23 protein-coding genes are annotated in these 25368 nt (G+C 68.2%); 18 read left to right on the top strand and 5 right to left on the bottom strand.

Annotated features, from left to right (window positions below; translation table 11 throughout):
- The first annotated feature begins 5 nt into the window (after positions 1–5).
- Genes folB through DFO47_RS08275 form a run of 7 tightly spaced genes read left to right on the top strand, consistent with a single transcriptional unit; the run spans position 6 to position 5344 of the window.
- Entirely contained in the window at positions 6–398 is a 393-nt protein-coding gene (gene folB / locus DFO47_RS08305; RefSeq protein ID WP_133831308.1) for a dihydroneopterin aldolase, read from the top strand.
- Positions 395–940, top strand: coding sequence for a 2-amino-4-hydroxy-6-hydroxymethyldihydropteridine diphosphokinase (folK, locus tag DFO47_RS08300; protein WP_133831307.1), 546 nt, complete (start codon positions 395–397; stop codon positions 938–940). Before folB ends, folK begins: the two co-directional genes overlap by 4 nt.
- Positions 937–1482 (top strand): DUF3180 domain-containing protein, encoded by a 546-nt coding sequence (locus DFO47_RS08295; protein WP_018762652.1) that lies wholly within the window; start codon positions 937–939, stop codon positions 1480–1482. The genes folK and DFO47_RS08295 overlap by 4 nt, the downstream gene beginning before the upstream one ends.
- Positions 1463–1975 carry a PH domain-containing protein gene (locus DFO47_RS08290; RefSeq protein WP_133831306.1) on the top strand — a complete coding sequence of 171 codons (513 nt, stop codon included), beginning with the start codon at positions 1463–1465 and terminating at the stop codon, positions 1973–1975. Before DFO47_RS08295 ends, DFO47_RS08290 begins: the two co-directional genes overlap by 20 nt.
- 23 nt (positions 1976–1998) lie before the next feature.
- Positions 1999–3531 carry a PH domain-containing protein gene (locus DFO47_RS08285; protein WP_243835419.1) on the top strand — a complete coding sequence of 511 codons (1533 nt, stop codon included), beginning with the start codon at positions 1999–2001 and terminating at the stop codon, positions 3529–3531.
- A complete protein-coding gene (locus DFO47_RS08280; RefSeq protein ID WP_109044062.1) occupies positions 3524–4417 on the top strand; it encodes a DUF2520 domain-containing protein in 894 nt (297 codons plus the stop codon). The genes DFO47_RS08285 and DFO47_RS08280 overlap by 8 nt, the downstream gene beginning before the upstream one ends.
- Positions 4418–5344: a pantoate--beta-alanine ligase gene (locus DFO47_RS08275; RefSeq protein WP_133831304.1), complete on the top strand. Its 927-nt coding sequence runs from the start codon at positions 4418–4420 to the stop codon at positions 5342–5344.
- Positions 5345–5382: 38 nt separating this feature from the next.
- Here DFO47_RS08275 and DFO47_RS08270 read toward each other — a convergent pair whose 3' ends face one another.
- On the bottom strand, positions 5383–5649 hold the full coding sequence (locus DFO47_RS08270; protein ID WP_018762647.1) for a hypothetical protein: 267 nt from the start codon (positions 5647–5649) through the stop codon (positions 5383–5385).
- 308 nt (positions 5650–5957) lie between these two features.
- Between DFO47_RS08270 and DFO47_RS08265 the strand changes: the two genes are divergently transcribed.
- Both DFO47_RS08265 and DFO47_RS08260 read left to right on the top strand, forming a co-directional pair.
- On the top strand, positions 5958–6524 hold the full coding sequence (locus tag DFO47_RS08265) for a type 1 glutamine amidotransferase domain-containing protein (protein ID WP_018762646.1): 567 nt from the start codon (positions 5958–5960) through the stop codon (positions 6522–6524).
- Between the two features lie 127 nt (positions 6525–6651).
- Complete coding sequence (locus DFO47_RS08260) at positions 6652–8151, top strand: DHA2 family efflux MFS transporter permease subunit (protein WP_133831303.1); 1500 nt, start codon at positions 6652–6654, stop codon at positions 8149–8151.
- A gap of 16 nt (positions 8152–8167) precedes the next feature.
- On the opposite strand, the gene DFO47_RS08255 is transcribed toward DFO47_RS08260, so the two are convergent.
- Together DFO47_RS08255 and DFO47_RS08250 are read right to left on the bottom strand one after the other, a co-directional pair.
- Positions 8168–9004: an alpha/beta hydrolase gene (locus DFO47_RS08255; RefSeq protein WP_018762644.1), complete on the bottom strand. Its 837-nt coding sequence runs from the start codon at positions 9002–9004 to the stop codon at positions 8168–8170.
- 57 nt (positions 9005–9061) lie between these two features.
- Positions 9062–9733, bottom strand: coding sequence for a TetR/AcrR family transcriptional regulator (locus DFO47_RS08250; protein WP_133831302.1), 672 nt, complete (start codon positions 9731–9733; stop codon positions 9062–9064).
- 229 nt (positions 9734–9962) lie between these two features.
- On the opposite strand from DFO47_RS08250, the gene DFO47_RS08245 reads away from it, so the two are divergent.
- The 5 genes from DFO47_RS08245 to atzF are packed head-to-tail and all read left to right on the top strand — an operon-like array spanning position 9963 to position 18658.
- Positions 9963–11468: an amino acid permease gene (locus DFO47_RS08245; RefSeq protein ID WP_018762642.1), complete on the top strand. Its 1506-nt coding sequence runs from the start codon at positions 9963–9965 to the stop codon at positions 11466–11468.
- A gap of 44 nt (positions 11469–11512) precedes the next feature.
- Positions 11513–12388 carry an urea amidolyase associated protein UAAP1 gene (locus DFO47_RS08240; protein ID WP_109044057.1) on the top strand — a complete coding sequence of 292 codons (876 nt, stop codon included), beginning with the start codon at positions 11513–11515 and terminating at the stop codon, positions 12386–12388.
- Complete coding sequence (locus tag DFO47_RS08235) at positions 12385–13056, top strand: urea amidolyase associated protein UAAP2 (protein ID WP_018762640.1); 672 nt, start codon at positions 12385–12387, stop codon at positions 13054–13056. Before DFO47_RS08240 ends, DFO47_RS08235 begins: the two co-directional genes overlap by 4 nt.
- The gene (gene uca / locus DFO47_RS08230) at positions 13053–16799 is read left to right on the top strand and encodes an urea carboxylase (RefSeq protein WP_133831301.1); all 3747 of its coding nucleotides are present in this window, start codon (positions 13053–13055) and stop codon (positions 16797–16799) included. The genes DFO47_RS08235 and uca overlap by 4 nt, the downstream gene beginning before the upstream one ends.
- Positions 16796–18658 (top strand): allophanate hydrolase, encoded by a 1863-nt coding sequence (gene atzF / locus DFO47_RS08225; protein ID WP_133831300.1) that lies wholly within the window; start codon positions 16796–16798, stop codon positions 18656–18658. Before uca ends, atzF begins: the two co-directional genes overlap by 4 nt.
- Here atzF and DFO47_RS08220 read toward each other — a convergent pair.
- Positions 18636–19550 carry an alpha/beta hydrolase gene (locus DFO47_RS08220; protein WP_133831299.1) on the bottom strand — a complete coding sequence of 305 codons (915 nt, stop codon included), beginning with the start codon at positions 19548–19550 and terminating at the stop codon, positions 18636–18638. The two genes, atzF and DFO47_RS08220, sit on opposite strands and share 23 nt — an antisense overlap.
- A gap of 68 nt (positions 19551–19618) precedes the next feature.
- Here DFO47_RS08220 and lysS point away from each other — a divergent pair, with 68 nt between their 5' ends.
- The 3 genes from lysS (at position 19619) to DFO47_RS08210 (ending at position 21811) form a co-directional block, all read left to right on the top strand.
- Positions 19619–21157 (top strand): lysine--tRNA ligase, encoded by a 1539-nt coding sequence (gene lysS, locus DFO47_RS08215; protein WP_018762636.1) that lies wholly within the window; start codon positions 19619–19621, stop codon positions 21155–21157.
- Between the two features lie 2 nt (positions 21158–21159).
- Positions 21160–21336, top strand: coding sequence for a hypothetical protein (locus tag DFO47_RS21105; protein ID WP_166651688.1), 177 nt, complete (start codon positions 21160–21162; stop codon positions 21334–21336).
- A gap of 142 nt (positions 21337–21478) precedes the next feature.
- A complete protein-coding gene (locus DFO47_RS08210) occupies positions 21479–21811 on the top strand; it encodes an Lsr2 family protein (RefSeq protein ID WP_018762634.1) in 333 nt (110 codons plus the stop codon).
- A gap of 89 nt (positions 21812–21900) precedes the next feature.
- Here DFO47_RS08210 and DFO47_RS08205 read toward each other — a convergent pair whose 3' ends face one another.
- Entirely contained in the window at positions 21901–22542 is a 642-nt protein-coding gene (locus tag DFO47_RS08205) for a hypothetical protein (RefSeq protein ID WP_243835392.1), read from the bottom strand.
- A gap of 247 nt (positions 22543–22789) precedes the next feature.
- Between DFO47_RS08205 and DFO47_RS08200 the strand changes: the two genes are divergently transcribed.
- On the top strand, positions 22790–25282 hold the full coding sequence (locus tag DFO47_RS08200; protein ID WP_026266017.1) for an ATP-dependent Clp protease ATP-binding subunit: 2493 nt from the start codon (positions 22790–22792) through the stop codon (positions 25280–25282).
- Positions 25283–25368: the final 86 nt, after the last annotated feature.

The following is a 25368-nucleotide window of genomic DNA, read 5'->3' as shown; positions in this document are numbered from 1 at the left end:
ACCCCATGGACAGGATTACGCTGACGGGCGTGACCGCCGTCGGTCATCACGGCGTGTTTGATTTTGAGCGCCGCGAGGGCCAGCCTTTCGTGGTGGACGCGGTGCTCTATCTTGACTTCGCCGCAGCAGCGGAGTCAGACGACGTCCGGGACACCGCGCACTACGGCGAGGTGGCGCAGCGTATTACCGACTGGATCGCCGGGGAACCCCTGAACCTCATCGAGGCGTTGGCCGTGCGGATTGCCGAGAGCCTGCTTGACGAATTCCCGCTCCAGGCGGTGGACATCACCGTCCACAAACCCCAGGCTCCCATCGCAGTGCCTTTTGGCGACGTCGCCGTGACCGTCCACCGGAGCCGTGTCCCGGCCGACAACGGCCTGTCCGGGGAGCCGGTATGAACCGCGCCTACACCAAGGCCGTGCTGGCCTTGGGCAGCAACCTTGGCGAGCGGAATGAAACCCTGACCGAAGCCGTGGCCGACCTCGTGGATCCGCCGGAAGTCAGGCTCCTGGCTGTCTCCCCGATCGTCCAGACCAAAGCCGTGGGCGGCCCGTCCGGCCAGCCGGACTTCCTGAACATGGTGATTACCGTGGAGACCAGCCTGGGTGCGCAGGAACTGCTGGAGCACTGCCAGGCGGTGGAGAACAAGCACCTCCGCGTCCGCGATGTCCGCTGGGGGCCGCGGACGCTCGACGTCGACATCATCACCTATGGCGACCTGCACAGTGACGATCCGGCGCTGACGCTCCCGCATCCCCGTGCTGCCACCCGGGCCTTCGTCCTGTACCCGTGGTCGCTGATCGAACCCGCCGCCATGCTGGGCGGGGAACGGATCAGCGCCCTGGCGGTCCGTGCCCCGGACTTCGGCGACCTTGCGCCGTTCGACGGTTTCGGGGACTTCGACGGGATGCCGACGGCAGGAGCGGTGGAGCCGCGATGAAACCCATCAACCCGCTGCGCCTGATGCTGATCGGCGTCATCCTTGCCGTCGCGGGCTGGTCGGCGACCGTGGTCACCAGCCGCTACAGCATTGCCACTCCAGTCCTTCCCGCCACCGCGCTGGCCACCATGGGCGTCATCGTCATCATCACGCTGATCCTGGGCATCCGCGTCGTGCGGTGGCGCAACAGCCTCAAGCCCGGCAGCAAGGCAAAGAAGACCCAACTTGATCCGCTCCTGGCCGCAAGGACACTGATCCTCGCCCAGGCGTGCGCCTACGCCGGAACGGTCCTGCTGGGCTGGCACGCGGGCATCGTCCTGGACCAGTTGCGGATCTGGAGCCTGCGGAGCGACCAGGGCATCACCTGGCTTGCCTTGGCCATGGCCGGCGGCGGCCTGGTGATGATCGTGGTGGGGCTCGTGGTGGAACGGTTCTGCCGGATCCCTCCGGAGGACGGCGACACCACCAGCACCGACGGCAAGGGCCGCCCTGCCCGCGGCGAGGCTGCCGGGGAAGGCGAATATGCGTACCGAGGCGATTGACCCGCCCGGTATTTCCTGGCAGCGGGTGTCGCCACGGTACGTCACGGTCCGGCTGGCGGAGTGGGCCCTCGGCAACCTGGTTGCGGTGCTGGTCCTGTCCGCTCCGCTGGTGTTTGTCATCCTGGGCTGGTGGTCCTGGCCGCCTGTGTGGCTTGCCGTGACCGTCCCGGCCGCCATGCTGGTGCTGGCCTTGTGGCGGCTGGTGCTCATTCCGCGGCAGGTCCGGGCCATCGGTTACGCCGAGCGGGACGAGGACCTGCTGGTCAGGGGCGGCATCTTCTTCCAGCGCACCATGGCCGTGCCGTACGGCCGCATGCAGTACGTGGATATCGCCGTGGGGCCGGTGGAGCGCGCCCTGGGCCTGTGCACGCTGAAGCTCCACACCGCCTCGCCCGGCACCCATGCACGCATTCCCGGCCTGCCGGCCGCTGAGGGCGCCCGGCTCAGGGAAGAGCTGACGGCACGCGGCGAAGCCAGGCTGGCCGGGCTGTGACCGCTGACGGCCAGCTGCCGGCGGTGCCGCCCGCAGCGGCCGGCCGGGACACCGCAGCCGCGTCCGACGACGGCTGGCAGCGGGTGCACCCCGCGTCACCGTTTGTGAGGGGCTGGTTTGCCCTGGCCGCCATTGCGTTCTTCTTTGGGCGGGACATTTTTGAACGGGCCCTGCAGGGCCAGCCCGTTTTCGAGGAAGGCCTGGGGCGGCGCGCTCCGTGGCTCCTGGGCGGTGGCGCGGCCGTGCTGGTGGTGGCGGTGCTGGGGTTCGTACTGACCTGGTACTTCACCAAATACCAGGTGTCCGGCGGCTACGTCCGGGTCACCAGCGGCTTGCTGTTCCGCCAGCACCGGCAGGCGCGGCTGGACCGGGTGCAGGCCATCGACATCGTGCAGCCGCTGCTGGCCCGCATCTTCGGCCTGGCCGAACTCAAATTCGAGGTGGCCGACGCGGGGGAGTCCGCGGTGCGGCTCGCCTACCTCAGGATCGATGATGCGCGCCAACTGCGTGCCACCATCCTGGCCCGCGCGTCGGGTGCCGCAGCCGTCGCCGTGCCCGGGGCCGGCTTTTCCGGTGCCGGACAGCCGGCCCGGGCCGCAGCCGAGGAGCCGGAATTCCCGGTACTTGCCGTCCCGCCGTCGCGCCTGCTCGGTTCGCTGCTGCTGAGTGAGCAGAGCTTTTTCGTGGTGGTGGGCGGCGCCGCCTCCGTGGTGCTGTCCGCGGTGACGGACAACCGCGCCTTCTACTTCTACCTGGTGCCGGCGGTGCTGGGCCTGGCGGCCGGCTACTGGAATTTCTTCAACAGGGGCTACAACTTCACGGCGGCAGTCTCGCCGGACGGCATCCGGCTGAGGTACGGGCTGCTGGACACCCAGGCGCAGACCCTTCCGCCCGGCCGGATCCAGGCGGTAAAAGTGGCCCAGTCCCCGCTGTGGCGCCCGTTCGGCTGGTACCGGATGCAGGTGAACGTGGCCGGTTACGGGCAGTCCGGCAACGCCGTCGAGGGCAATACCCGGACCATCCTCCTGCCGGTGGGTAAACTTCCCGACGTCCTGGCCATGCTCTCCCTGGTGCTGCCGGACCCCGGTACTGACCAGCCCGCGGCCGTCTTTGCAGCCGGTTTGAACGGCAGGGATTCCGACGGCGGGTTCATCACCACGCCGCGGCGGGCCTGGCTGCTGGCACCCTTTGCGTGGCGCCGCAACGGCTTTGCCGCCACGGACACGGCCCTGTTGATCCGCTCCGGGCGGTGGTGGCGTGAGCTGGTGGTGGTTCCCCATCAGCGGACGCAGTCGCTGGCCCTGCAGCAGGGGCCCGTGGCGCGGCGGTTCCGGGTGGCGGACCTGGTGCTGCACACCACCGCCGGACCCGTCGCCCCGCGGCTGGCCCAGGCGGGTCTGGATGAGGCCCGGCAGCTCTTCAACGACCAGTCTGCGCGTGCCCGGCTGGCCCGGAAACGGCAAACCACGGAACAGTGGCTCCAGCAGGTTGCCCCGGCCGCGGGACCTATGACCACCAGCACCCCTTACCAAAAGGAGGGCCAGCAGCATGGCTAAACCCGGACGCCTCGGCGTCGGAATCATCGGCGCCGGAAAGGTGGGGGCCGTGCTGGGCGCGGCCCTGCGCGCAGCAGAGCACGCCGTCGTCGGGGTCTCGGCGGTCTCGGACGCAAGCCGGGAACGGGCTGAGGCCCTGCTGCCGGGCGTTCCCATCCTGGAGGTGCAGGACATCGTGGAGCGCGCCGAGCTGGTGCTGCTGGCCGTGCCCGACGACGCCCTGCCGGGCCTCGTGGAGGGACTGGCGAAGCTCGGCGCCTGGCAGCCCGGCCAGCTGGTGGCCCACACCTCCGGCCGGTTCGGCGTGGGCGTGCTGCACCCGGTGCGGTCCGCCGGTGCCGTGCCGCTGGCCCTGCATCCGGCCATGACGTTCACGGGCATGAGCCTGGACCTTACCCGGCTCCTGGACTGCACCTTTGGCGTGACCGCAGATGCCGCCATGCTGCCGATCGCCCAGGCCCTGGTGGTGGAGATGGGGGCGGAGCCGGTGGCCATCGCCGAAGCGGACAGGACCCTCTACCACGCCGCCTTGGCCCATGGTTCCAACCACCTGGTCACCCTGGTTGCCCAGGCATCCCAGTTGCTGCGCGAGGTGGGGGTGGAGCTGCCGGAGCGCATGCTCGGCCCGCTCCTGCGGGCAACGCTGGAAAACGCGCTGGCCTCCGGGGAATCCGCACTGACCGGCCCCGTGGCCCGCGGTGACGTGGGAACGGTCCGTGCCCACGCGGAAGCGCTGCGGGAGTTCGACGGCGGCGGGCACGGTGACGTGCTGGAAGCCTACCTGGCGATGGCCCGGGCCACAGCCCTGCGGGCAGAGGGCCGCGGACTGCTCAAACCCGACCAGCTGAAGGGGCTGCGCGAGGCCCTCGACCCGAAGGAAGACTGAATGTCCATTCAACTCGTCACCACCGTCGCAGGCCTGCACGCCGAGAGCGCCAGGCTCCTTGGCGCCAAGAAGGGTCTCTTTCAGGGGCTGGTACCCACCATGGGCGCACTCCATGACGGCCATGCCGCGCTGGCGCGCACCGCCGTCGAGCAGAACGACGTGGTGGTGGCGAGCATCTTCGTCAACCCCCTGCAGTTTGGCGACGCCGGGGACCTGGACCGCTACCCGCGGACGCTTGAGGCGGACCTTGCCCTGCTGGAGGAACAGGGCGTGGACCTGGCCTTCGCGCCATCCGTGGAGGAGGTCTATCCAAACGGGGAACCCCTGGTTCGGATCACCTCCGGCCGCCTTGGCGAAAAGTGGGAGGGTGCGTCGCGTCCGGGCCATTTCGACGGCGCGCTGACCGTGGTGGCGAAGCTGCTGCATTACGGCATGCCCGCTGCCGGTCTTCCGGCCGGGTCCGCGAACCCGGCTTTGCCCGGCGGACTGCCGGCGTACCGGGCGTACTTTGGACAGAAAGACGCCCAGCAGCTGGCCTTGGTGCGGCGGATGGCGGCGGACCTGAACTTCCCGGTGGAGATCGTTGGTGTGCCCACGGTGAGGTCTGCGGACGGGCTGGCGTTGTCCAGCCGCAACCGCTTCCTGTCCGCGGGCGAGCGGGAAGCCGCGTTGGTCCTGTCCCGGGCACTGCGGCTGCTGGAACAGCGCGCAAATGCCCACGAACCGCTGGACCTGGAATCGGCGCTGGCCCTGGTGGAGTCCCAGCCGCTGGTGGAACTGGACTACTTCGACGTGGTGGACCCCGGCACGCTTGAGCCGTTGGCGGAAAACTGCAGGGAGACCCCGTTCAGCGGCGACGCCCTGGCCCTCATCGCGGCCAAGGTGGGCCCGGTCCGCCTGATCGACAACATGCCGTTGAGTTCCTGAGCGCCGGCGGCTTGCAGCCCGGCGTCACATGGCCCGGGCTACCAGCCCGGCCTGTCCGGGCTGTTCATGAGCTGTTCGAGGAGCGCGCGCTCCGGGCGCCCGGGATTCCTGGCCACGCACCCGCGGAGCCGGTCCCGCACCCACTCTTCCCGCGGATCCTTGCTGCAGAGCACCTCATCGATAATCTCCTGCGCCTGCCACCGGAGCGATTCGATGGCGAACTGCCGGACGTCCTCGGGAGTGTCGCCGGACATCCACGGGTCCGGGTCCGAGGGGACGCCTTGGAACATTCGCTCTACTGTCATCGGGGCCTCCTTGCACCAGTCCGAAGTGGCCCGTGGGGTGGCCGCTGCGGCTACGAGAGCACTGCGCGTAGGTGAAACCTTACTGCCGGAAACCGGGTCCTGTCTGTACCCCAATCCCGCATACAGCCGCACCGCCAGAGTCGAAGGTCCCGGGAAGGAACCGCCACCACGGCGTCACGTGGATTCCAATATAGTCAGCTTGCTTATCACTTTCACCTTTCCTAGGGTGGAAGTTGTCAGGAATTCAACTCTGGAAGCGGATCCGGGCACCGCAGTGGTGCATGGTCCGCCTCAGGCAAGGAGGAGCTATGTCGGAGCACAACATCGCAGGCAAGAAGGTCGCATTCCTGCTGACTGACGGCGTGGAGCAGGTGGAGCTCACCAGTCCCTGGCAGGCCGTGAAGGACGCCGGCGGCGAGCCCACCCTTTTGGCGCCCAAGAGCGGCAAGCTGCAGGGCTACAACGGCACGGACAAGGGCGATACCTTCGACGTCGACCTCACGGTGGCGGAGGCAAATCCCTCCGATTATGACGCGCTGGTCCTTCCCGGCGGGGTTGTCAACGCGGACCACCTGCGGGTGGACAAGGACGCCCGGGCCTTCACGCGCAGCTTCTTTGAACAGCACAAGCCGGTGGCGTCCATCTGCCACGGGCCGTGGCTGCTGATTGATGCAGGAGTCATCAAGGGCCGGAACGTCACGTCCTACTTCACCCTTGAGACGGACCTGAAGAACGCCGGCGCCAACTGGTCGGACCAGGAAGTTGTGGTGGACCAAGGCCTGGTGACCAGCCGCAACCCGGATGACCTCCCGGCATTCAACAGCAAGCTGGTGGAGGAGATCTCGGAAGGCCGGCACGCGGGCCAGACAGCCTAAAGCCCCAACTGTTCCCTCAGGGTTTAGGGGAATTCCCGTGCCGGGGAATTACTCCAGCGGGTAGAGTGTTGGCATCTGCAGCGGCGCCGACCGCCCATCACTTTCAAGAACCCCTGAGGGAACACCCATGTCTACCGAAGTCTCTCCCAACGCCGGCGGCCAGTCCGTTCCCGCCGCAGGAACCGTCGCGGAACCCCGCACGGGCACCGGGCCCGCTGCGCCGGAGAAGATGTCCCGGGAGTCAGTGACCATCATCAGCACGCTGCTGGTGGCGACGTTCGTGGTGATCCTCAACGAGACCATCATGAACGTCGCCCTGCAGCGGCTCATGGTGGACCTCCGCGTGGACGCACCCACCGTCCAGTGGCTCTCCACCGGGTTCATGCTCACCATGGCCGTGGTCATCCCCACCACCGGTTTCATCCTGCAAAGCCTGTCCACCCGGGCCGTTTTCATGCTGGCCATGGGATTGTTTGCCGGCGGCACCGCACTTGCCGCCGTGGCCCCCGGATTCGAAGTCCTCCTGCTGGCACGCATCGTCCAGGCAGGCGGCACGGCCATCATGCTCCCGCTGCTGATGACCACCATCCTCACCCTGGTCCCGCTGGCCAGGCGCGGCGCGGTCATGGGCAACGTCAGCATCGCCATCTCGGTCGCCCCGGCCATGGGCCCCACTGTTTCCGGGCTGATCCTCGAACACTTCACCTGGCGCTTCATGTTCATGTTCGTGTTGCCGGTGGCGCTGGCGGCCCTGGCCATCGGCGCAAAATTCCTCACCAACGTGGGTGAGGCGGAGAAGACCAAGCTGGACTTCTCCTCCGTGCTCCTCACGGTCCCCGCGTTCGGCGGCCTTGTGTACGGACTCAGCCAAATCGGCGGCGGCCACGGCGGCCAGTCCGGTCCCGGCGCCGCAGCCATCGCCGCCCTGGTCATCGGCGTGGCCGCCCTCGCGGTTTTCATCCTCCGCCAGGTCCGCCTGCAGAAGGCCGCTGCGCCGCTGCTGGACTTGCGTGCGTTCAAATTCCGGATGTTCACCGTCTCGGTCCTGCTGATGGTGGTGGCCATGATGGCATTGTTCGGCGGGGTCATCCTGCTGCCGCTCTACCTGCAGGAAGTCCGGGGCCTGGGCTCGCTGGAAACCGGACTCGCGCTGCTCCCCGGCGGCCTGGCCATGGGGCTGCTCGGCCCGGTGATCGGCCGCGCGTTCGACAGGGTGGGCCCGTTGCCGCTCACCGTGACGGGATCCATCCTGATGGTGGTGACGCTCTGGCAGTTTTCAATGCTCGACGCCGGCACGGCGGTGTGGTGGATCATCACCCTGCACGTCGGGCTGAGTTTCGGCCTGGCCCTGCTGTTCACCCCGGCCTTCACCACCGGCCTGAACCCGCTGCCACCGCACCTCTACTCGCACGGCTCCGCGATCATGAGCACCACCCAGCAGGTGGCCGGCGCCGCCGGGACGGCGCTGCTCGTGTCCATCTTCGCCGTGGTGAGTGCGACGTCGGGGCTCGTCGCCGGGATGAGCGCCGCCTTCCTGACGGCAACCGTCATAGCCCTTGCCGCCGTCGTGCTGTCCGCCATGATGCGCAAGACCGAAGGCGCCGGACCGGGCCACGGCGCCCACTAGCCCAACCGGGCCGGGATCAACCGGCGAAGAAGTCGCTCAGTTCCTTGATCAGCTTGTCGGGGGCCTTGATGGCGCCGTCGTGGCCGAAGCCGGGCAGGATGGTGTAGCTGGAGCCGGAGAGGACGTCGTGAATCTGGCCGCACGCGATGCCGAAGTAGGCCGGGCTCTTTTCGCCCACCACAATCAGCGTCTCCAGGGGGAGCGCCTGGAACGGTTCGGCCGGCATGTCTGCGGCGATGATGGCCTTGATCTCGCGGACACCGGTGCGCATCAGTTCGCGTTGCTGCTTGCCCTCCGTGGTGCCCGCTGTCAGCTTGTTGGCCAGCGTCAGCATGGACAGCGGCATGCGCGAGGAGAACGTGCCGCCGGCCTCAAGGCCGCGCTGGATCACCGCGAGGGCCCGGTCGTCGTCTCCGGCAGCAACGGCGCGTTCGTACTCCACGATCCAGCTGGCCGTGACGCTGCCGTTCACCGAGACGGCGGGGTCGTAGACGGCCAGCCGTTCCACCGGCAGCGTCCGTGCCGCGTGCAGGGCAACCGCTCCGCCGAAGCTGTGGCCGAAGACGTCAGTGCTGGCGGTGTGCTTCATGACGGTGTCCAGGTCCCGGATGTCCACGTCCAGCGTGTAGTCCTCGGGCTGCGGGGACGATGAGCCGCGGCCGCGGCGGTTGAACGTGTGCACCGGCCGGCCCAGGGCGGCGCTCAGTTTCTGGGCAAATTTGGTGTAGTCCGCAGCCGTCACCATGGAGGGCGGCACCACCACCACGCCCGAACCAGCCGAAGCGAGTTCCGCGCCGGTGGAGAAGAGCTCCACAGTGCCGCCGTCGGGGGTCCTGATGTTCTCTCGCGTCATGTTCCGAGCCTAGCCGAGCAAGCCGGGTGCGGGCATCACTGGCCGGTGCGGCCAGGCTCAGGCGAGCCGTCCGATCAGCTCCCTGCTGGCTGCGCGGATGGCCGGGAGTTCCGCGCCGAGTCCACAAAGGATGAGCCCGGCATCCGCCGCCTGCAGGGCCGATTCTGTGTTTGCCGCACCGTCTGCGCGGAGGTAGATCAGCGATTCGACCAGGCGGAAGGTGAAGTCGCCGCCGTCCGGCCCGGAGGCGGTGGCAGACAGGCCGCTGCCAAGTTCCCCGTAGAGCCGCCGCAGTTCCTGCCGGTCGGCCAGGAACCGGGCAAAACGCGTGCTCCGGACCTCGGGCAGGTGGTAGAGGACGCCGAGGTTCCACCGTGCGCTGCACAGTTGCGTGCCGTCATACAGTGCGACGGCGTGCAGCCGGCTCCCGGCCGGGCTTTCGGTCCCTGTGCTGCCGGCGGGCAGCGCGGCCACGGCCCGGGCAAACTCCAGGCCGCCGGACACCGTTCCCTCGAGCAGGTCCTCAAGGATGTCGTCCTTGGTCTTGAAGTGGTGGTAGAGCGATGACTGCCGGATCCCGACCGCGTCCGCGATGGACCGGGTGGAGGTGCTGGCGAAACCCTGGGTGGTGAACAGTTCCGCCGCGGCATCGAGGATTTCGTCGCGGGCGGTGGCGCCTGGCCGTGATGGCTGTTGGTGGCGGGGGCGTCCCGGTCCGGCGTAAGTCACCGACTCATTCTTGCACCGCAGAGCGGGCTCGAAGGTGCCCTGCGGGAACGGTGAGGGGATGGAAATATCCCCGAAACAAGATGTCTATCCGCCTTTTACAGAGGGGAAACTGTTTGGGGACATCGCGCTGGAAAACTATCAAGTGACCGGTAATCCGCAGCCTTCGGCCGAGCGCTGCACTGCCGGAAGGCTTCGCCCCCAAGATCCCTTTCCAGCCCCGGAGATTCCCATGACATCCACCGTTCTTCCCACCGTCCACCAGGACGATGCAGACCTGACGTCCCTTGGCTACCAGCCCACCCTGCACCGAAAGCTCGGCCGCTACGCTTCCTTTGCCGCCGGTTTCTCCTTCGTCTCCATCCTCACCACCATCTTCCAGCTCTTCGCCTTCGGCTACTCCTTCGCTGGTCCCGCGTTCTTCTGGACCTGGCCGGTAGTGCTGGTGGGCCAGCTGCTCGTGGCCCTCAATTTTGCCGAACTCGCCGCCCGCTACCCGCTCTCCGGAGCCGTTTACCAGTGGGCGCGCCGCGTCGGCGGGGAGGCCGTGGGCTGGTTTGCCGGCTGGTTCATGGCCATCGCGCAGGTGGTCACCGCGGCAGCCGCAGCCATCGCCCTCCAGGTGGTCCTGCCCCAGCTGTGGGACGGATTCCAGGTGGTGGGTGGTGACCCCGCCCTCAACACCGTCACCGGGGCATCCAACGCGGTGATCCTGGGTGCCGTCCTGCTGGTGGCCACCACCATCATCAACTCCCTGGGCGTCAAGCTCATGGCGCACGTGAACTCCGTCGGTGTCACCTGCGAAATCGTCGGCGTCGCAGCCGTGATCCTCGCCCTCATCAGCGCCGCCCAGCGCGGTCCGGACGTGGTGGCGGACACCACCGTCCTTGAGGGCTCGGACCTCGGCGCCGTGGGAGCCTTCCTGGTCTCGGGGCTCATGGCCGCCTACGTCATGGTGGGCTTCAACTCCGCCGGGGAGCTCTCCGAGGAAACCAAGGACCCGCGCCGCACCGCACCGCGGACCATTCTCTCCGCCCTGCTCATCTCCGGCATTGGCGGCGCCCTGATGATCATCACCGCCCTGATGGCCGCCCCCAGCCTCGACGACGGCCGCCTCGCCACCGAAGGCCTGCCCTACGTCCTCACCGCTGTCCTGGGAACCTTCTGGGGAAAGGTCCTGCTGGTTGACGTTGCCATTGCCATCTTCGTCTGCACCTTGGCAATCCAGACCGCCGGTTCCCGGCTCGTATTCTCGATGGCCCGCGACGGCAAGCTCCCGGCGTCGGCCTTGCTCTCCTCCGTTCACCCCACCCGCGGGACGCCCATGTGGCCCTCGATCGTGATCGGCGCGCTGGCAGTTGCCGTGCTGGCCATCAACGTCGGCAACGCTGCCCTCTTCACCACCCTGTGCAGCGTCTGCATCGTGATGGTTTACATCGCCTACCTCCTGGTCACCGTCCCGCAGCTGATCAACCGCCTCCGCGGTGACTGGGCGCGGGTGGGCCAGACCATGCCTGCCGGCCTGTTCTCCCTGGGCCGTTGGGGCCTGCCGGTCAACATCCTCGCCGTCCTCTACGGAGGCCTCATGGTGGTCAACCTCGCCTGGCCCCGGCCCGAGGTGTACGACCCCTCCGGCGACAACGGGCTGCTCCTGTGGTCCGCACCGCTCATGGTCGCCGCCGTCCTCCTCCTGGGCGTCTGGGTCCGGCGCAGGAACCTCGCAGCCACCAAGGCCTGAGCCCTAAATTCCCATCGTTCCCGACAACAACCAGGACCTCGACCATGACACAGACCATCGAAACGGCCGCCGCCGGCACCGCCACCACGGCCGGCGCCCGCGCCCACGCCAGGGACCAGCACGGCAAGACCGCCGAAACCATGCGCTTCGTCCCGGCCGCCTCCGCGCCAGGGCGCCTCCTGTCCGGAATGCCCGACGACGCGTCCCCCACCTGGGCGGAGTCCCTCGCCTTTGGCCGCTACACCACCATGGCATTGGCCCGCGGCACCCGGATCCGGCTCACGGATACCGCCGGCGACGGCTGCGTCCACGCGCTCCTGTACCGGACTGGTGCCACCCACGAACGACTGAATGTCGCCGACACCGTCAAGGTCCCGTGGCAGGCCTATCCCGCTGCCGGGCACCCGCTGCTGTCCGACGCCGGCCGGCTGATGGCCACCATCGTGGCCGATACCTCCGCCCGGCATGATGCCCTGACGGGCGCCACCACGCTCACCGGCAACACCGCGAAATACGGTGCGGGAACAGTCCACAGCGCATCTCCGGCGGCGCGCGAACTGCTCACGCTGGGCGCCCTGAAGAACGGGATGGGTCCGCGGGACGTCGCTCCGTCGCTGTCCTTCTTCAAGGGCATCACCGTTGACCCGGCCGGCAGCATCACCTTCACCGGCAGCGCAGGCCCCGGTGCCGCCGTCGAACTCCTTCTCCACCTGGACGCCGTCCTGGTCCTGGCCAACACAGCGCACCCGCTGGACCCCCGCCGGGAGTTCACCGGAACTGCCGTGGACATCCTTGCCTGGCACGCGCCGCAGGACCTTCGCGAACTCGAAGCCGGCCGCCTGGTTGGCCCACTGGCCCCGGAACACCTGCAGGCCCTGCTCAATACCGAACACGATCTCACCGCAAGGAACGCCCGATGAACACCGCCATTGAGACCCGCCCGGACGCTGCAGGCACGGCACTTGCCCCCGGCACCCTGATCCTGGACGAATTTGTCGAAGCCCGCGGCCCCTGGTCGGCAGTGGTGGCAGCCGGCGACGTGCTGACCATCGTGGACCTGGAAGGCAACCAGGCCGTTGACTGCCTGCTCTACGCAGCCGGGGACACCACCGTGCGCTACTCGGCGGCAGCCACCATCGCCGCACAGCAGTCCATCGTCCTCACCACCGGTTCGGTCCTGCGCGCCGACACCGGTGCTGCCCTGATGACCGTTGTTGCGGACGAAGTGGGCGTGCACGACACCATTGGCGGCGCCTGCTCGCAGGAATCCAACACCCTGCGCTACGGCCAGCACACCCGCGAACAGCACGCCTGCGTGGAGAACTTCCTGATCGAGGGCTCCCGCTGGGGCCTGGGCAAACGGGACCTGGTGTCCAACATCAACTGGTTCATGAACGTCCCGGTGGACCCGGACGGCGCCCTGGGGATCGTGGACGGACTGTCCGCCCCCGGCAAGCGCGTTGCGCTGAAGGCGGAGGTGGACACCCTGGTGCTCGTCTCCAACTGCCCGCAAATCAACAACCCGTGCAACGGCTTCAACCCCACGCCCGTCCGCATGATCGTCACCCGGCCGGAGGCTGCACTGTGACCACCACAAAACTCTTCGACACCCTCCTGATCGCCAACCGCGGCGAAATCGCGTGCCGCATCATCGAATCTGCCAGGAAACTGGGGCTGCGCACCATCGCCGTCTTCTCCGAGGCCGACCGCGGCGCCAAGCACGTCCGGCTCGCCGACGAGGCTGTGCTGCTGGGGCCAGCGCCCGCCAAGGAGTCCTACCTCCGGGTGGAGGCGATCCTGGCCGCGGCAAAGGAAACCGGCGCCGGCGCCATCCACCCTGGTTACGGCTTCCTGTCCGAGGACGCGGCCTTCGCCGAGGCCGTGGAAGCCGCAGGTCTCGCCTTTGTTGGCCCCACCCCCGAACAGCTGCGGATCTTCGGAACCAAGCACACCGCGCGCGACGCCGCACGGGCGGCCGGGGTACCCATGATCGCCGGTTCCGGCCTGCTTGACGACGTGGACGCCGCCGTCGCGGCCTCCGCAACCATTGGGTTCCCGCTGATGCTCAAGGCCACCGGCGGTGGCGGCGGGATCGGCATGACGGTCTGCCGCACGGAGGCCGAGCTCGTGGACAGCTTCCCTCGCGTCGCCCGGCTTGCCGGTGCCAGCTTCGGCACCGCAGGGGTCTTCGCCGAACGGTATGTGGAGAACGCCCGCCACGTGGAGGTCCAGGTCTTTGGCGACGGCGAAGGCCGGGTGGTCAGCCTGGGCGACCGGGACTGCTCCCTCCAGCGCCGCCACCAGAAAGTCCTCGAGGAGGCTCCCGCTCCGGACCTGCCCGTCGATCTGCGCGAGGAACTGCACCGCAGCTCCCGCGCCCTCTGCGCCTCCCTTAACTACCGCTCCGCCGGCACAGTCGAGTTCGTCTACGACTCCGCCCGCAAGGAAGCCTCCTTCCTGGAAGTCAACGCCCGGCTCCAGGTGGAGCACCCCGTCACCGAGTCCGTCACGGGGGTGGACCTGGTGGAATGGATGCTCCGCCTCGCCCAGGCCGGCGCCGAAGCCCACACGGTGTTGGCGGACGTGCCCGATGCGTTGCCGGTATCCGGGCACGCGGTGGAGGCCCGCGTTTACGCAGAAGACCCGGCACGCGGCTTCCAGCCCAGCGCCGGAACCGTCACCAGCGCCGCCTACCCGGGGCCGGAGGAAGCGCGCGTGGATGCCTGGGTGGAGACCGGCACCGACGTCTCCACCAACTACGATCCCCTCCTGGGCAAAATCATCACCTCCGGCGCAAGCCGCACCGAGGCCTTCGACCGCCTCGCCGTTGCGCTGGGCAACACCCGGATCGATGGCATCGAGACCAACTTAGGGTTGCTCCGCGCCGTGAGCGGCATGAACGTGGTCCGCGCCGTCCGGCACTCCACCAGCACCCTGGACAACGTGGGAGACCCCGAACCGCGGATCACCGTGGAACGACCCGGGCTGCAGACCAGCGTGCAGGACTGGCCGGGACGCACCGGGCTCTGGCAGATCGGCGTTCCGCCCAGCGGCCCCATGGATGACCTCTCCTTCCGCCTGGGCAACACTGCGCTGGGCAACCCCGAAGGGGTCCCGGGCCTGGAATTCACCATGACTGGACCCAGCCTGGTGTTCACGCATGCCACCACCGTCTGCGTCACCGGCGCGGAGGTCACAGTGACCGTTGACGGCGTGGAGGTGCCCGCCTGGACCCCCGTGACCGTCCCGGCAGGCGGAACGCTCGACGTCGGCACGGCCACCGGCAAGGGCCTGCGCGGCTACATCCTGTTCCAGGGCGGCCTGGACATTCCCGCCTACCTGGGCAGCGCGTCAACCTTTACCCTGGGCCAGTTCGGCGGCCACGCCGGACGGGTTCTGCGCGCCGGCGACGTACTCCGCGCGGTCACGGTGGATGGGGTACCGGCCGCAGGCCAGGCTGCAGCGGTGCCCGCCGACAGCCGCCCCGTCCTCGTGTCCACCTGGGAACTGGCCGTGGCCGAGGGGCCGCACGGCGCCCCCGAGTTCTTCCAGCGCGAAGACATCGATGACCTGTATGCCGCGGAGTATGAGGTGCACTTCAATTCCGCCCGCACCGGCGTCCGTCTCATCGGCCCCAAACCCCGCTGGGCACGGACCGACGGCGGCGAGGCAGGCCTGCACCCGTCCAACATCCACGACACCGCCTACTCGGTGGGCGCCCTGGACTTTACCGGCGATACCCCCATCCTGCTTGGCCCGGACGGGCCCAGCCTGGGCGGGTTCGTCTGCCCCGTCACCGTCGTGACGGCCGAGCGCTGGAAGCTCGGCCAGCTCCGTCCGGGGGACAAGGTCCGGTTCGTGCCCATCAAAGCCAGCCAGGCGCCGTCGGCCGCGGACTTGGGACCCGGCCGCCAGCTGGTCCTCCCGGGCGACGCCGGCTGGTCCGGCAGTGCCGCCCTGAAGCTTCCGGCAGCGGCAGCGGCAACGCCGGGGCCGGTCCGCGGAGATGGCGACGACGGCGTCCTGGGCCGGGTGCCGGAAGGTTCCGGCCGGCCCGCGGTCACGTACCGCCGCTCCGGCGATGACAACCTGCTGGTGGAATACGGCGAGATGGTGCTCGACCTGGGCCTGCGTGCCCGGGTCCACGCCCTGCACCAGCACATCGAAGCGCTCCGGGTGCCCGGCATCGTTGACCTGACCCCGGGAATCCGCTCGCTGCAGATCAAGGTGGACCCGTCCGCCCTGTCCACCCGCCGGCTGCTGGGCCTGGTCCAGGAGGTCGAGGCAGCCCTGCCGGCGAGCTCCGAGCTGGTGGTTCCCAGCCGCACCGTCCGGCTGCCGCTGTCCTGGGACGACCCCGCCACCCGTGAGGCGATCGAACGCTATATGGCCGGCGTCCGGGATGATGCACCGTGGTGCCCGTGGAACATCGAGTTCATCCGCCGGATCAACGGCCTGGACTCCGTCAACGAGGTCTTCGACACCGTCTTCAATGCCGAATACCTGGTCCTGGGCCTGGGCGACGTGTACCTGGGTGCGCCTGTGGCCACGCCGCTGGATCCGCGGCACCGCCTGGTCACCACCAAGTACAACCCGGCGCGCACCTGGACCCCGGAGAACGCGGTGGGCATCGGCGGCGCGTACATGTGCATTTACGGGATGGAGGGCCCCGGGGGCTACCAGTTCGTGGGCCGCACCACCCAGGTGTGGTCCCGGTACGCCGATTCCGCTCCGTTCGAACCCGGATCGCCTTGGTTGCTCCGTTTCTTCGACCGGATTTCCTGGTACCCCGTCAGCCCGGAGGAACTCCTGGACCTGCGCGCCGACATGGCGGCCGGCCGCGGCCGCGGCGTGGAGATCGAGGACGGCACGTTCTCGCTCGCTGAGCACGAACAGTTCCTGGCCGAAAACCGCGCGTCCATCGAGGCGTTCCGGGACAAGCAGGGTGCGGCTTTCGCTGTGGAACGGCAGGCATGGGCTGACGCCGGCGAGTTCGACCGTGCCGACGCGCTCGCCGCCGTCGCCGCCCCCGCAGCAGATGACGTGGTGGTTCCGGACGGCGGGTCCCTGGTCTCCGCCCCGTTCGCCGCGAGCGTCTGGAAGGTGGATGTGGCCGAGGGCGACCGGGTGGCGAAGGGCCAGCCGCTGGTCTCACTGGAGGCCATGAAAATGGAGACAGTCCTGGAGGCGCCGTGCGACGGTGTGGTGCTCCGTGTCCTGCCCACGGCGGGTTCGCAGGTGGTTGCCGGGGAGGCAGTGGTTGTCCTCGGCGGCAGCGACCTTGCGCTGCTCGAGGTGGAGGACCTGGAACTGGAAGGGGCCACGGTATGAACCCGGCACCCGCAGGCGCCGCCACGCGGCGCGCCGAAGCAGCACTGGCCGCGGTTGACGCCGTGGACCGCCCGGAAATCTGGATAACGCTACGCGGCCGCGAGGACGTCCTGGCCGAAGCGGCAACCATCGACGCCGCCGTTGCCCGGGGTGCGCACCTGCCGCTGGCCGGACTGGTGCTGGCCGTCAAGAACAACGTTGACGTGGCCGGGATCCCCACCACGGCGGCCTGCCCCGGCTTCGCCTACGTGCCGGAGCAGGATGCCGAAGCCGTGGCGCGGCTCCGCGCCGCCGGTGCCCTGGTCCTCGGCGCCACCAACCTTGACCAGTTCGCCACCGGCCTGGTGGGAACGCGCAGCCCCTACGGCGCCGTCCGGGACTCCCGCCGGCCGGACCGGATCTCCGGCGGGTCCAGCTCCGGGTCCGCCGTGGCCGTGGCGCTGGGACTGGTGGACATCGCCATCGGCACCGACACGGCAGGATCCGGCCGGGTTCCCGCCGGGTTGCAGGGCATCGTGGGCATCAAGGCAACGCTGAACGTGGTCTCCACGGCAGGGGTGGTGCCGGCCTGCCGGTCCTGGGACGCCGTCACGATTTTCGCCCGGGACCTGGCCACGGCCGAGCTCGCCATGGGCATCATGGCCGGCGGTGCCCGGGCGTGGCCCGCGGACACAAAGCTCGCAGCGCCGTCCCGGCCCCGGGTGGCCTACCCCGCGAGCCTCCCGGCCCTGCCGCCTGAGTGGGCTGCGGAATTCCAGCGGCAGGTGGACCGCCTGCGGTCCAGCGGGGTGGATGCCGAAGCGATCGAGTTCGACGCGTTCCTCCAGGCAGCACGGCTGCTCTACGACGGAGCGCTGGTGGCCGAACGCCACGCTGCAGTGGGGGACTTCCTGGCAAAGCACGACGCCGGCACGGGCGGCCGTGCAGGCATCGATCCCACCGTGGAAGGCATCATCCGTGCCGCCGGCACGGTGTCCGCCTCCCGGTACGTCGCCGACACCGCCAGGCTGGAGGAATTGAAGGCCACCGCCATGGGCCGCCTCCAGGGCTTCGATGCCCTCCTGGTTCCGACGGCGCCGTTCCACCCCACCCTGGCAGAGGTTGCCGCGGATCCGGTGGGGGTGAACTCGTTGCTGGGCGCCTACACGAACTTCTGCAACCTGTTCGATCTTTGTGCCGTGGCTGTCCCGGCCGGCGGGGTGGACGGCGCCCAGTTCGGCGTCACGGTGGTGGGCCGGGCGTTCGATGACGCCGTGGCGGCGGACATCGCCCGCCGGCTGGAAACCACCCCAGCGCAGCCCGGACTCTTCGCGGCCGGGGCGGCGCCTGGTGCCGCAGGACTGGAGGCAGCCGCAGGAGCCGCCCGGCCGTCGTCGCCCATTCCCTGGCCGGTCGCCGCCGGCGCAACGGCCCTGCCGCTGGTGGTGGTGGGCGCGCACCGCAAGGGCCAGCCGCTGGCCCGCGAGCTTGAGGAACTCGGCGCCTTCTGGGACGGGCCCGTCCGCACCGCTGCGCGCTACCGGATGGTGGCACTGGACACGGTGCCGCCGAAGCCCGGCGTGTACCGGTCCGACGACGGCGCAGAGCTGGCCGGGGAGCGGTGGCTGCTGCCGCCCGCGGCCTTGGGGACGTTCCTGGCCGCCCTTCCCGAGCCAATGCTGCTCGGGTCGGTCCAGCTCCGTGACGGGACGGCCGCCGTCGGCTTCGCCTGTGACGCCGTGGCCGCCGCGGGCGGGGAGGACATCACCGTCTGGGGCGACTGGCTGGCTGACCGGAGCAAAGAACCGAAGCCGCGGACCGTGTGGCGGGACCTGGGGGAGGCTGCCTTGGCAGGCTTCAGCCGCGGGGAACGGGGATAGCTCCGGAGGAATCCGGGCGGGGCGGCCCGCCCGGATTACCGCCGGCGAAGTACGCCGAGACATCAGCCACGAGCTCCTTGACCGCCGCCGGAATGGAGCCGTGGAAGCATCTGGGTGAGAGCTGGTGGGTGCTGCCCGGAACGGCTGCGTGCAGCCGCTCCGCGGTCACCTTGTAGTAGTCGGGGCTCTTCCCGCCGGCCATGAAATGCGTGCCGGCCGGCAGCACGCTGAAGTCCCGCGCGTGGTCCTTTTCGTCGAAGGCCGCACGCAGCTCACCCACTCCGCTGGGCATCACCTCGCGGAACAACGTGTTCACCTTGGTCCGGGACAGCACGGCCATCAGGCCGGCCAGCACGGGAACCGGGATCCGTGCCATGACGGAGCCGGGACTGGTGGCCTTCTTCATGTACGCCAGGGCGCGGCCAACCCTGCCGTTGTTGACGGCGTCCTCGAACCCGTCCAGCCAGGCGGTGTCGATGCTGCCGTCGATGTTCACCGCGGCGTCGTACACCGCGAGTTTGTCCGGCACGTACCCGGTGCCAGTGAACTCCTGGACGGCGTTGAGCGCCGCCGCCCCGCCCAGGCTGTGGCCCAGAATGTTCCGGGCACCGGTGGCATCCATCACGGCCCGGACATCCGAAATTTCGGTGGCCATGGAGTAGCCAGGCGGCTGCTCGGAGGAGTTGCCCCGGCCGCGCCGGTCGTACACGTCCACCGCCCAGCCCTCGCCCAGCCCCTTCGCCAGTTCCACCGAGAAGGGGCGGTAGATCGAGGCGGTAAGGAACGCGCCGCCGATCACCACGACGCGCCGTTCTCCCGGCGCATCCGCGGTGCCGTAGCTGTAGACAGCCAGCCTGCCGCCGTCGTGCGTTGGAAGTACCCGTTCTTTCACCCGCCCATCCTAGGGGGCAAGCCTGCGGGCCAGCTGAAAGTCCGCGTGGCCAAATCCCGGTAAACTTGATGATTGTGACTTCCCAAAACACCCCCGCGCCCAAGAACGCCCCGGAGCCCCTCGACGCCAGCGAGCAGATGCGGATCCGCATGGAAAAGCGCGCCAAACTTCTTGAGCGCGGCGCGGAGGCGTACCCCGTGGGAGTGGAACGCACGCATTCCCTCGCCGAGATCCGGGAAAAGTACGCCCACCTCGAAGCGGACGACACCACCGGCGACACCGTGGGCGTCACCGGCCGGGTGGTCTTCGTCCGGAACACCGGCAAGCTCTGCTTCGCCACCCTGCAGGAGGGCGGCACCGACGGCAAGGGCACACGCCTGCAGGCCATGCTGAGCCTGGCCAACGTGGGGGAGGAAGCCCTCGCGGAATGGAAAGCCCTGGTGGACCTGGGCGACCATGTGTTCATCAAGGGCGAGGTCATTTCCTCCCGCCGCGGCGAACTCTCCGTCATGGCCGAATCCTGGTCCATGGCATCCAAGGCCCTCCGCCCGCTGCCCGTCCTGCACGCGGACCTGAACGAGGAAACCCGCGTCCGCCAGCGCTACGTGGACCTGATGGTCCGTGACGAAGCCCGCGAAATGGTCTACACCCGGGCCGCCATCACCCGCTCCATCCGCGAAACGCTGTTCCGCCACCGCTACGTGGAAGTGGAAACGCCCATCCTGCAGCTGGTCCACGGCGGCGCCCTGGCACGCCCGTTCGAGACCCACATGAACGCGTTCGACCAGAAGATGACCCTCCGGATCGCCACCGAGCTGTACCTCAAGCGGGCAGTGGTGGGCGGCATCGACCGCGTCTACGACATGGGCCGCGTGTTCCGCAACGAGGGCGTCGATTCCACCCACAGCCCCGAATTCACCACCCTTGAGTGCTACGAGGCCTGGGCTGACCAGTTCGTCATGGCCGAACGGATCAAGGAGATCATCCTTGACGCCGCGGACGCCGTGGGGGCCGGACGCGTGCTGCAGACCGAAGCGGGGGAGATCAACCTCGACGGCGACTGGGCCTGGCTGCCCGTCTACCCGGGGCTTTCCGAGGCGGTCGGGCAGGACATTACGCCGGACACCTCCGTGGACGTGCTCCGCGAGCTCGCGGCCAAGCACGAGGTCAAGGTTGATCCCAAGTGGGACGCCGAGAAGCTGGTGGTTGAGCTCTTCGGCGAAATCGTGGAGCCCACCCTGCTCAACCCCACCTTCGTGTACGACTACCCGCCCTCGGCCCAGCCGCTGGCCCGCCCGCACCGCGAGGACGGCCGGCTGATCGAGGCCTGGGACCTGATCATCGGCGGCATGGAACGCGGCACCGCGTTTTCCGAGCTGATCGACCCCGTCATCCAGCGCGAACGCCTCACCGAGCAGTCCCTACACGCGGCCGCCGGCGACGTCGAAGCCATGCAGCTGGACGAGGACTTCCTGCGCGCCCTTGAGTACGGCGCCCCGCCCATGGGCGGCATCGGCCTGGGCATCGACCGGCTGGTGATGCTGTTCACCGGAGCCGGTATCCGCGAAACCATCCTGTTCCCGCTGCTGAAGCCCGAAGGGCACTGACCATGGAATACGTAGCCGTCATTCTTCCCTCCCTGGTGGTGGGCCTGATTTTCTGGTTTGCCATGAAGGCGATCTTCAACGCGGACAAGGCCGAGCGCCAGGCCGAGGCCCGTGCCCAGGCCGAGGCGGATTCGATCCCGGCGCGGCCCGCCGACGGCCCCCGGCCGGAATCGCAATAGATTAAATCCCCGCCGACTTTCCGCCTTTATCCACCGGGAACCAAAAGGCGCTTTGACGCGTTGCCAACATAAGAGTCATACTTTTTAGGGAAACATCCTGCTTTTCTGAAAATCGAACTTTCCAGCAAGAGGAAGACTTTTAATGGCACAGAAAGTAAACATCATCCTCGTTGATGATCTGGATGGGGGATCCGCAGACGAGAATGTTAAGTTCGGCCTCGATGGGGTCAACTACGAGATTGACCTGTCGGCAGCCAATGCCGCTGAACTTCGGTCTTCACTGGAGAGGTTCATCAACGCTGCACGCAAGGCCACCGGAGGTCGCACCGCCCAGCGGGCCAAGGCTCCCACCGGCGGCCGCAGCCACGATTCGGCGCAAATCCGGCAATGGGCAAGGGATAACGGCTACACCGTTAACAGCCGCGGCCGAATTCAGGCTGAAATCCAGGAGGCCTACCAAAAGGCAAATTCCTAGCTACGGAGCCAACCTGGCTAAAAGCCCTGCTTCCCGCCTTGGGGAGGCAGGGCTTTTGTCTGCGGCACGTAATAAGGGTATGGGCGGAATTACTCCCGCAGCGCACCCGGGGATTCGCCGCGGCGCGATTCACGACGCAGCAGGCTGCCGGCAGCAAACTGCTCGGTGACATAGAACACGAAAGGCGGAATATCGCCTGTTTTCGCCAGCACTACCGCACATCCGACACTGGCAAGGCCAACCGCTGCCGCTTCCTTTTTCCGGTGCGGCAAGGTTGCCAGGGCGCCGGAGAGGGACCCGAGCGCGAGCACATGCAGCCACGCATAGGCGTAGAACGGCCATGCCGGGAAGCGGCGCGCCGCGAAGCGCTCCAGGTCCGATGCTCGCACTGCAAGCTCGGAGACGAACAGAGGCGCTCCGGCGGCAAGTGCGACCGCGGCTGTGCCGGCGAGTGCCCTGCTCCTTCCCGGCGGGAGGGCGAGGGCCAGCCGCGCAAACGCCGCGGGCATGGCAGCGGTTCCCGCCGCGGCGACATGTTGTCCCGCCACCCACCAGCGCTGCCCTTTACGGAGCATGTCCAGCCGCCGCGCAGCGTCGGGCTCAAGGTATACCCCCGGCACCGGGCTGATGCCGATCAGCCAAACCCCGCCCGCCGCGAGTGCAACCCCCGCCGGGCGCCTGACGCGTTCCAGGTCCACCTTCGGCATCTCCCGCCCTCCCTGTTGGTTCACGCTGCCCTCGTTGCTCCCGTTGAAGCGGCCAGGCCCGCTGTTATGGCCAAGAATGGCGCAACACCCGGCCGGGGACAAGGGTTCTTTGATGTACTCCTTTGACCGCTGATGCCCGGTGTCCCAGGTCCTTTGGAGGGGGCGCGGCATTATTCCGGCAAGACCCATGTTTCCCCTGTGGCGAACACGCTCCACAACTCCGGACCGGCCACGTAGCATCAAAGTACGTCGTAGCTAGGAGTGTGGCGAAATGTTTGAGCGATTTACGGACCGTGCCCGTCGCGTAGTTGTGCTTGCCCAAGAAGAGGCACGCATGCTGAACCACAATTACATCGGTACCGAACACATCCTCTTGGGTCTGATCCATGAGGGTGAGGGTGTTGCCGCTAAAGCTCTTGAGTCCTTGAGCATTTCGCTCGACGGCGTTCGCGAGCAGGTGCAGGAGATCATCGGACAGGGCCAGCAGGCTCCTTCCGGCCACATCCCCTTCACCCCCCGTGCCAAGAAGGTACTGGAGCTCTCGCTGCGCGAAGCCCTCCAGTTGGGCCACAACTACATCGGCACGGAGCACATCCTGCTCGGCCTCATCCGCGAGGGTGAGGGCGTCGCCGCCCAGGTGCTGGTCAAGCTCGGCGCAGACCTCAACCGGGTCCGCCAGCAGGTCATCCAGCTCCTCTCCGGCTACCAGGGCAAGGAAACCACCGGCGCAGGCGTCGGTGGCGGACAGCCCGAAGGCGCACCCGCCGGTTCCGTCGTCCTGGACCAGTTCGGCCGCAACCTGACCCAGGCTGCGCGCGAGAACAAGCTGGACCCCGTCATCGGCCGCGAGCAGGAAATGGAACGCGTCATGCAGGTCCTTTCCCGCCGCACCAAGAACAACCCTGTCCTCATTGGCGAGCCCGGCGTCGGCAAGACCGCCGTCGTCGAAGGCCTGGCCCAGGCGATCGTGCGCGGCGATGTCCCGGAGACCATCCGCGACAAGCAGCTTTACACACTCGACCTCGGCTCCCTGGTGGCAGGTTCCCGCTACCGCGGCGACTTCGAAGAGCGGCTCAAGAAGGTCCTCAAGGAGATCCGCACCCGTGGCGACATCATCCTGTTCATCGACGAGATCCACACCCTGGTGGGTGCCGGTGCCGCCGAAGGCGCCATCGATGCGGCCTCGATCCTGAAGCCCATGCTGGCCCGCGGCGAGCTGCAGACCATCGGTGCCACCACGCTGGACGAGTACCGCAAGCACATTGAGAAGGATGCCGCGCTGGAGCGCCGCTTCCAGCCGATCCAGGTCAAGGAACCCTCCGTGGCCCACGCCATCGAGATCCTCAAGGGCCTGCGCGACCGGTACGAGGCACACCACCGCGTCACCATCACCGACGGTGCCCTCGCCTCCGCCGCAAGCCTCGCCGAGCGCTACATCTCGGACCGCTTCCTGCCGGACAAGGCGATCGACCTGATCGACGAGGCCGGCGCCCGGTTGCGCATCCGCCGCATGACCGCTCCGCCGGAGCTCAAAGCCATGGACGAGCGCATCGCCAAGCTGAAGATGGAGAAGGAATCCGCCATCGACGCCCAGGACTTCGAAGGTGCAGCTTCGCTCCGTGACAAGGAGCAGAAGATGATCTCCGAGCGCGCGGAGAAGGAACGGCACTGGAAGTCCGGCGGCATGGACGACATCTCCGAGGTGGATGAGGACCTCATCGCCGAGGTGCTGGCCAACTCCACCGGCATCCCCGTCTTCAAGCTGACCGAGGAAGAGTCCTCGCGGCTGCTCAAGATGGAAGACGAACTGCACAAGCGCGTGGTGGGCCAGGACGAGGCCATCAAGGCGCTCTCCCAGGCCATCCGCCGCACCCGTGCAGGGCTCAAGGATCCCAAGCGCCCCGGTGGCTCGTTCATCTTTGCCGGCCCCACCGGCGTCGGCAAGACCGAGCTCGCCAAGGCACTCGCCGAGTTCCTGTTCGGTGAAGAGGACGCCCTCATCACCCTGGACATGTCCGAGTACTCCGAGAAGCACACCGTCTCGCGGCTCTTCGGTGCCCCTCCGGGCTACGTGGGCTACGAAGAGGGTGGCCAGCTGACCGAGAAGGTCCGCCGCCGTCCGTTCTCCGTGGTGCTGTTCGACGAAGTGGAAAAGGCCCACGCGGACCTCTTCAACTCGCTGCTGCAGATCCTGGAAGACGGCCGCCTGACCGACTCCCAGGGCCGCGTGGTGGACTTCAAGAACACCGTGATCATCATGACCACCAACCTGGGTACCCGGGACATCTCCAAGAGCGTCGCCACCGGCTTCCAGTCCGGCACCGACACGCAGACCGGCTACAACCGCATGCGTGCACGGGTCACGGAGGAACTCAAGCAGCACTTCCGCCCCGAGTTCCTGAACCGTGTTGACGACGTCGTGGTGTTCCCGCAGCTGACCCAGGACGAGATCATCGAGATCGTGGACCTGTTCGTCACCCGCCTGGAGAAGCGCCTCAAGGACAAGGACATGGGCATCGAGCTCACCAAGGCCGCCAAGGTGCTCCTGGCAACCCGCGGCTACGATCCCGCCATGGGTGCCCGGCCGCTGCGCCGCACCATCCAGCGCGAGATCGAGGACCAGCTCTCCGAGAAGATCCTCTTCGGCGAGATCCACCCCGGCGACATCGTCGTGGTGGATGTCGAGGGCGAAGGCGACGACGCGAAGTTCACCTTCGCCGGCAACGCCAAGCCGCGCATCCCGGAGATCGCCCCAAGCGTCTAACCTCCACAGCCAAAGCCCCGCCGCTCCCCTCGGAGCGGCGGGGCTTTCGCATTGTGATCAGCGGCACAAACCGTGTTGAATCGGGG

The sequence above is a fragment of the Arthrobacter sp. AG258 genome (genome assembly GCF_004364695.1).
In the GTDB taxonomy this organism is placed as follows: domain Bacteria; phylum Actinomycetota; class Actinomycetes; order Actinomycetales; family Micrococcaceae; genus Arthrobacter.
This window is presented reverse-complemented; position numbering and strand designations above follow the sequence as displayed.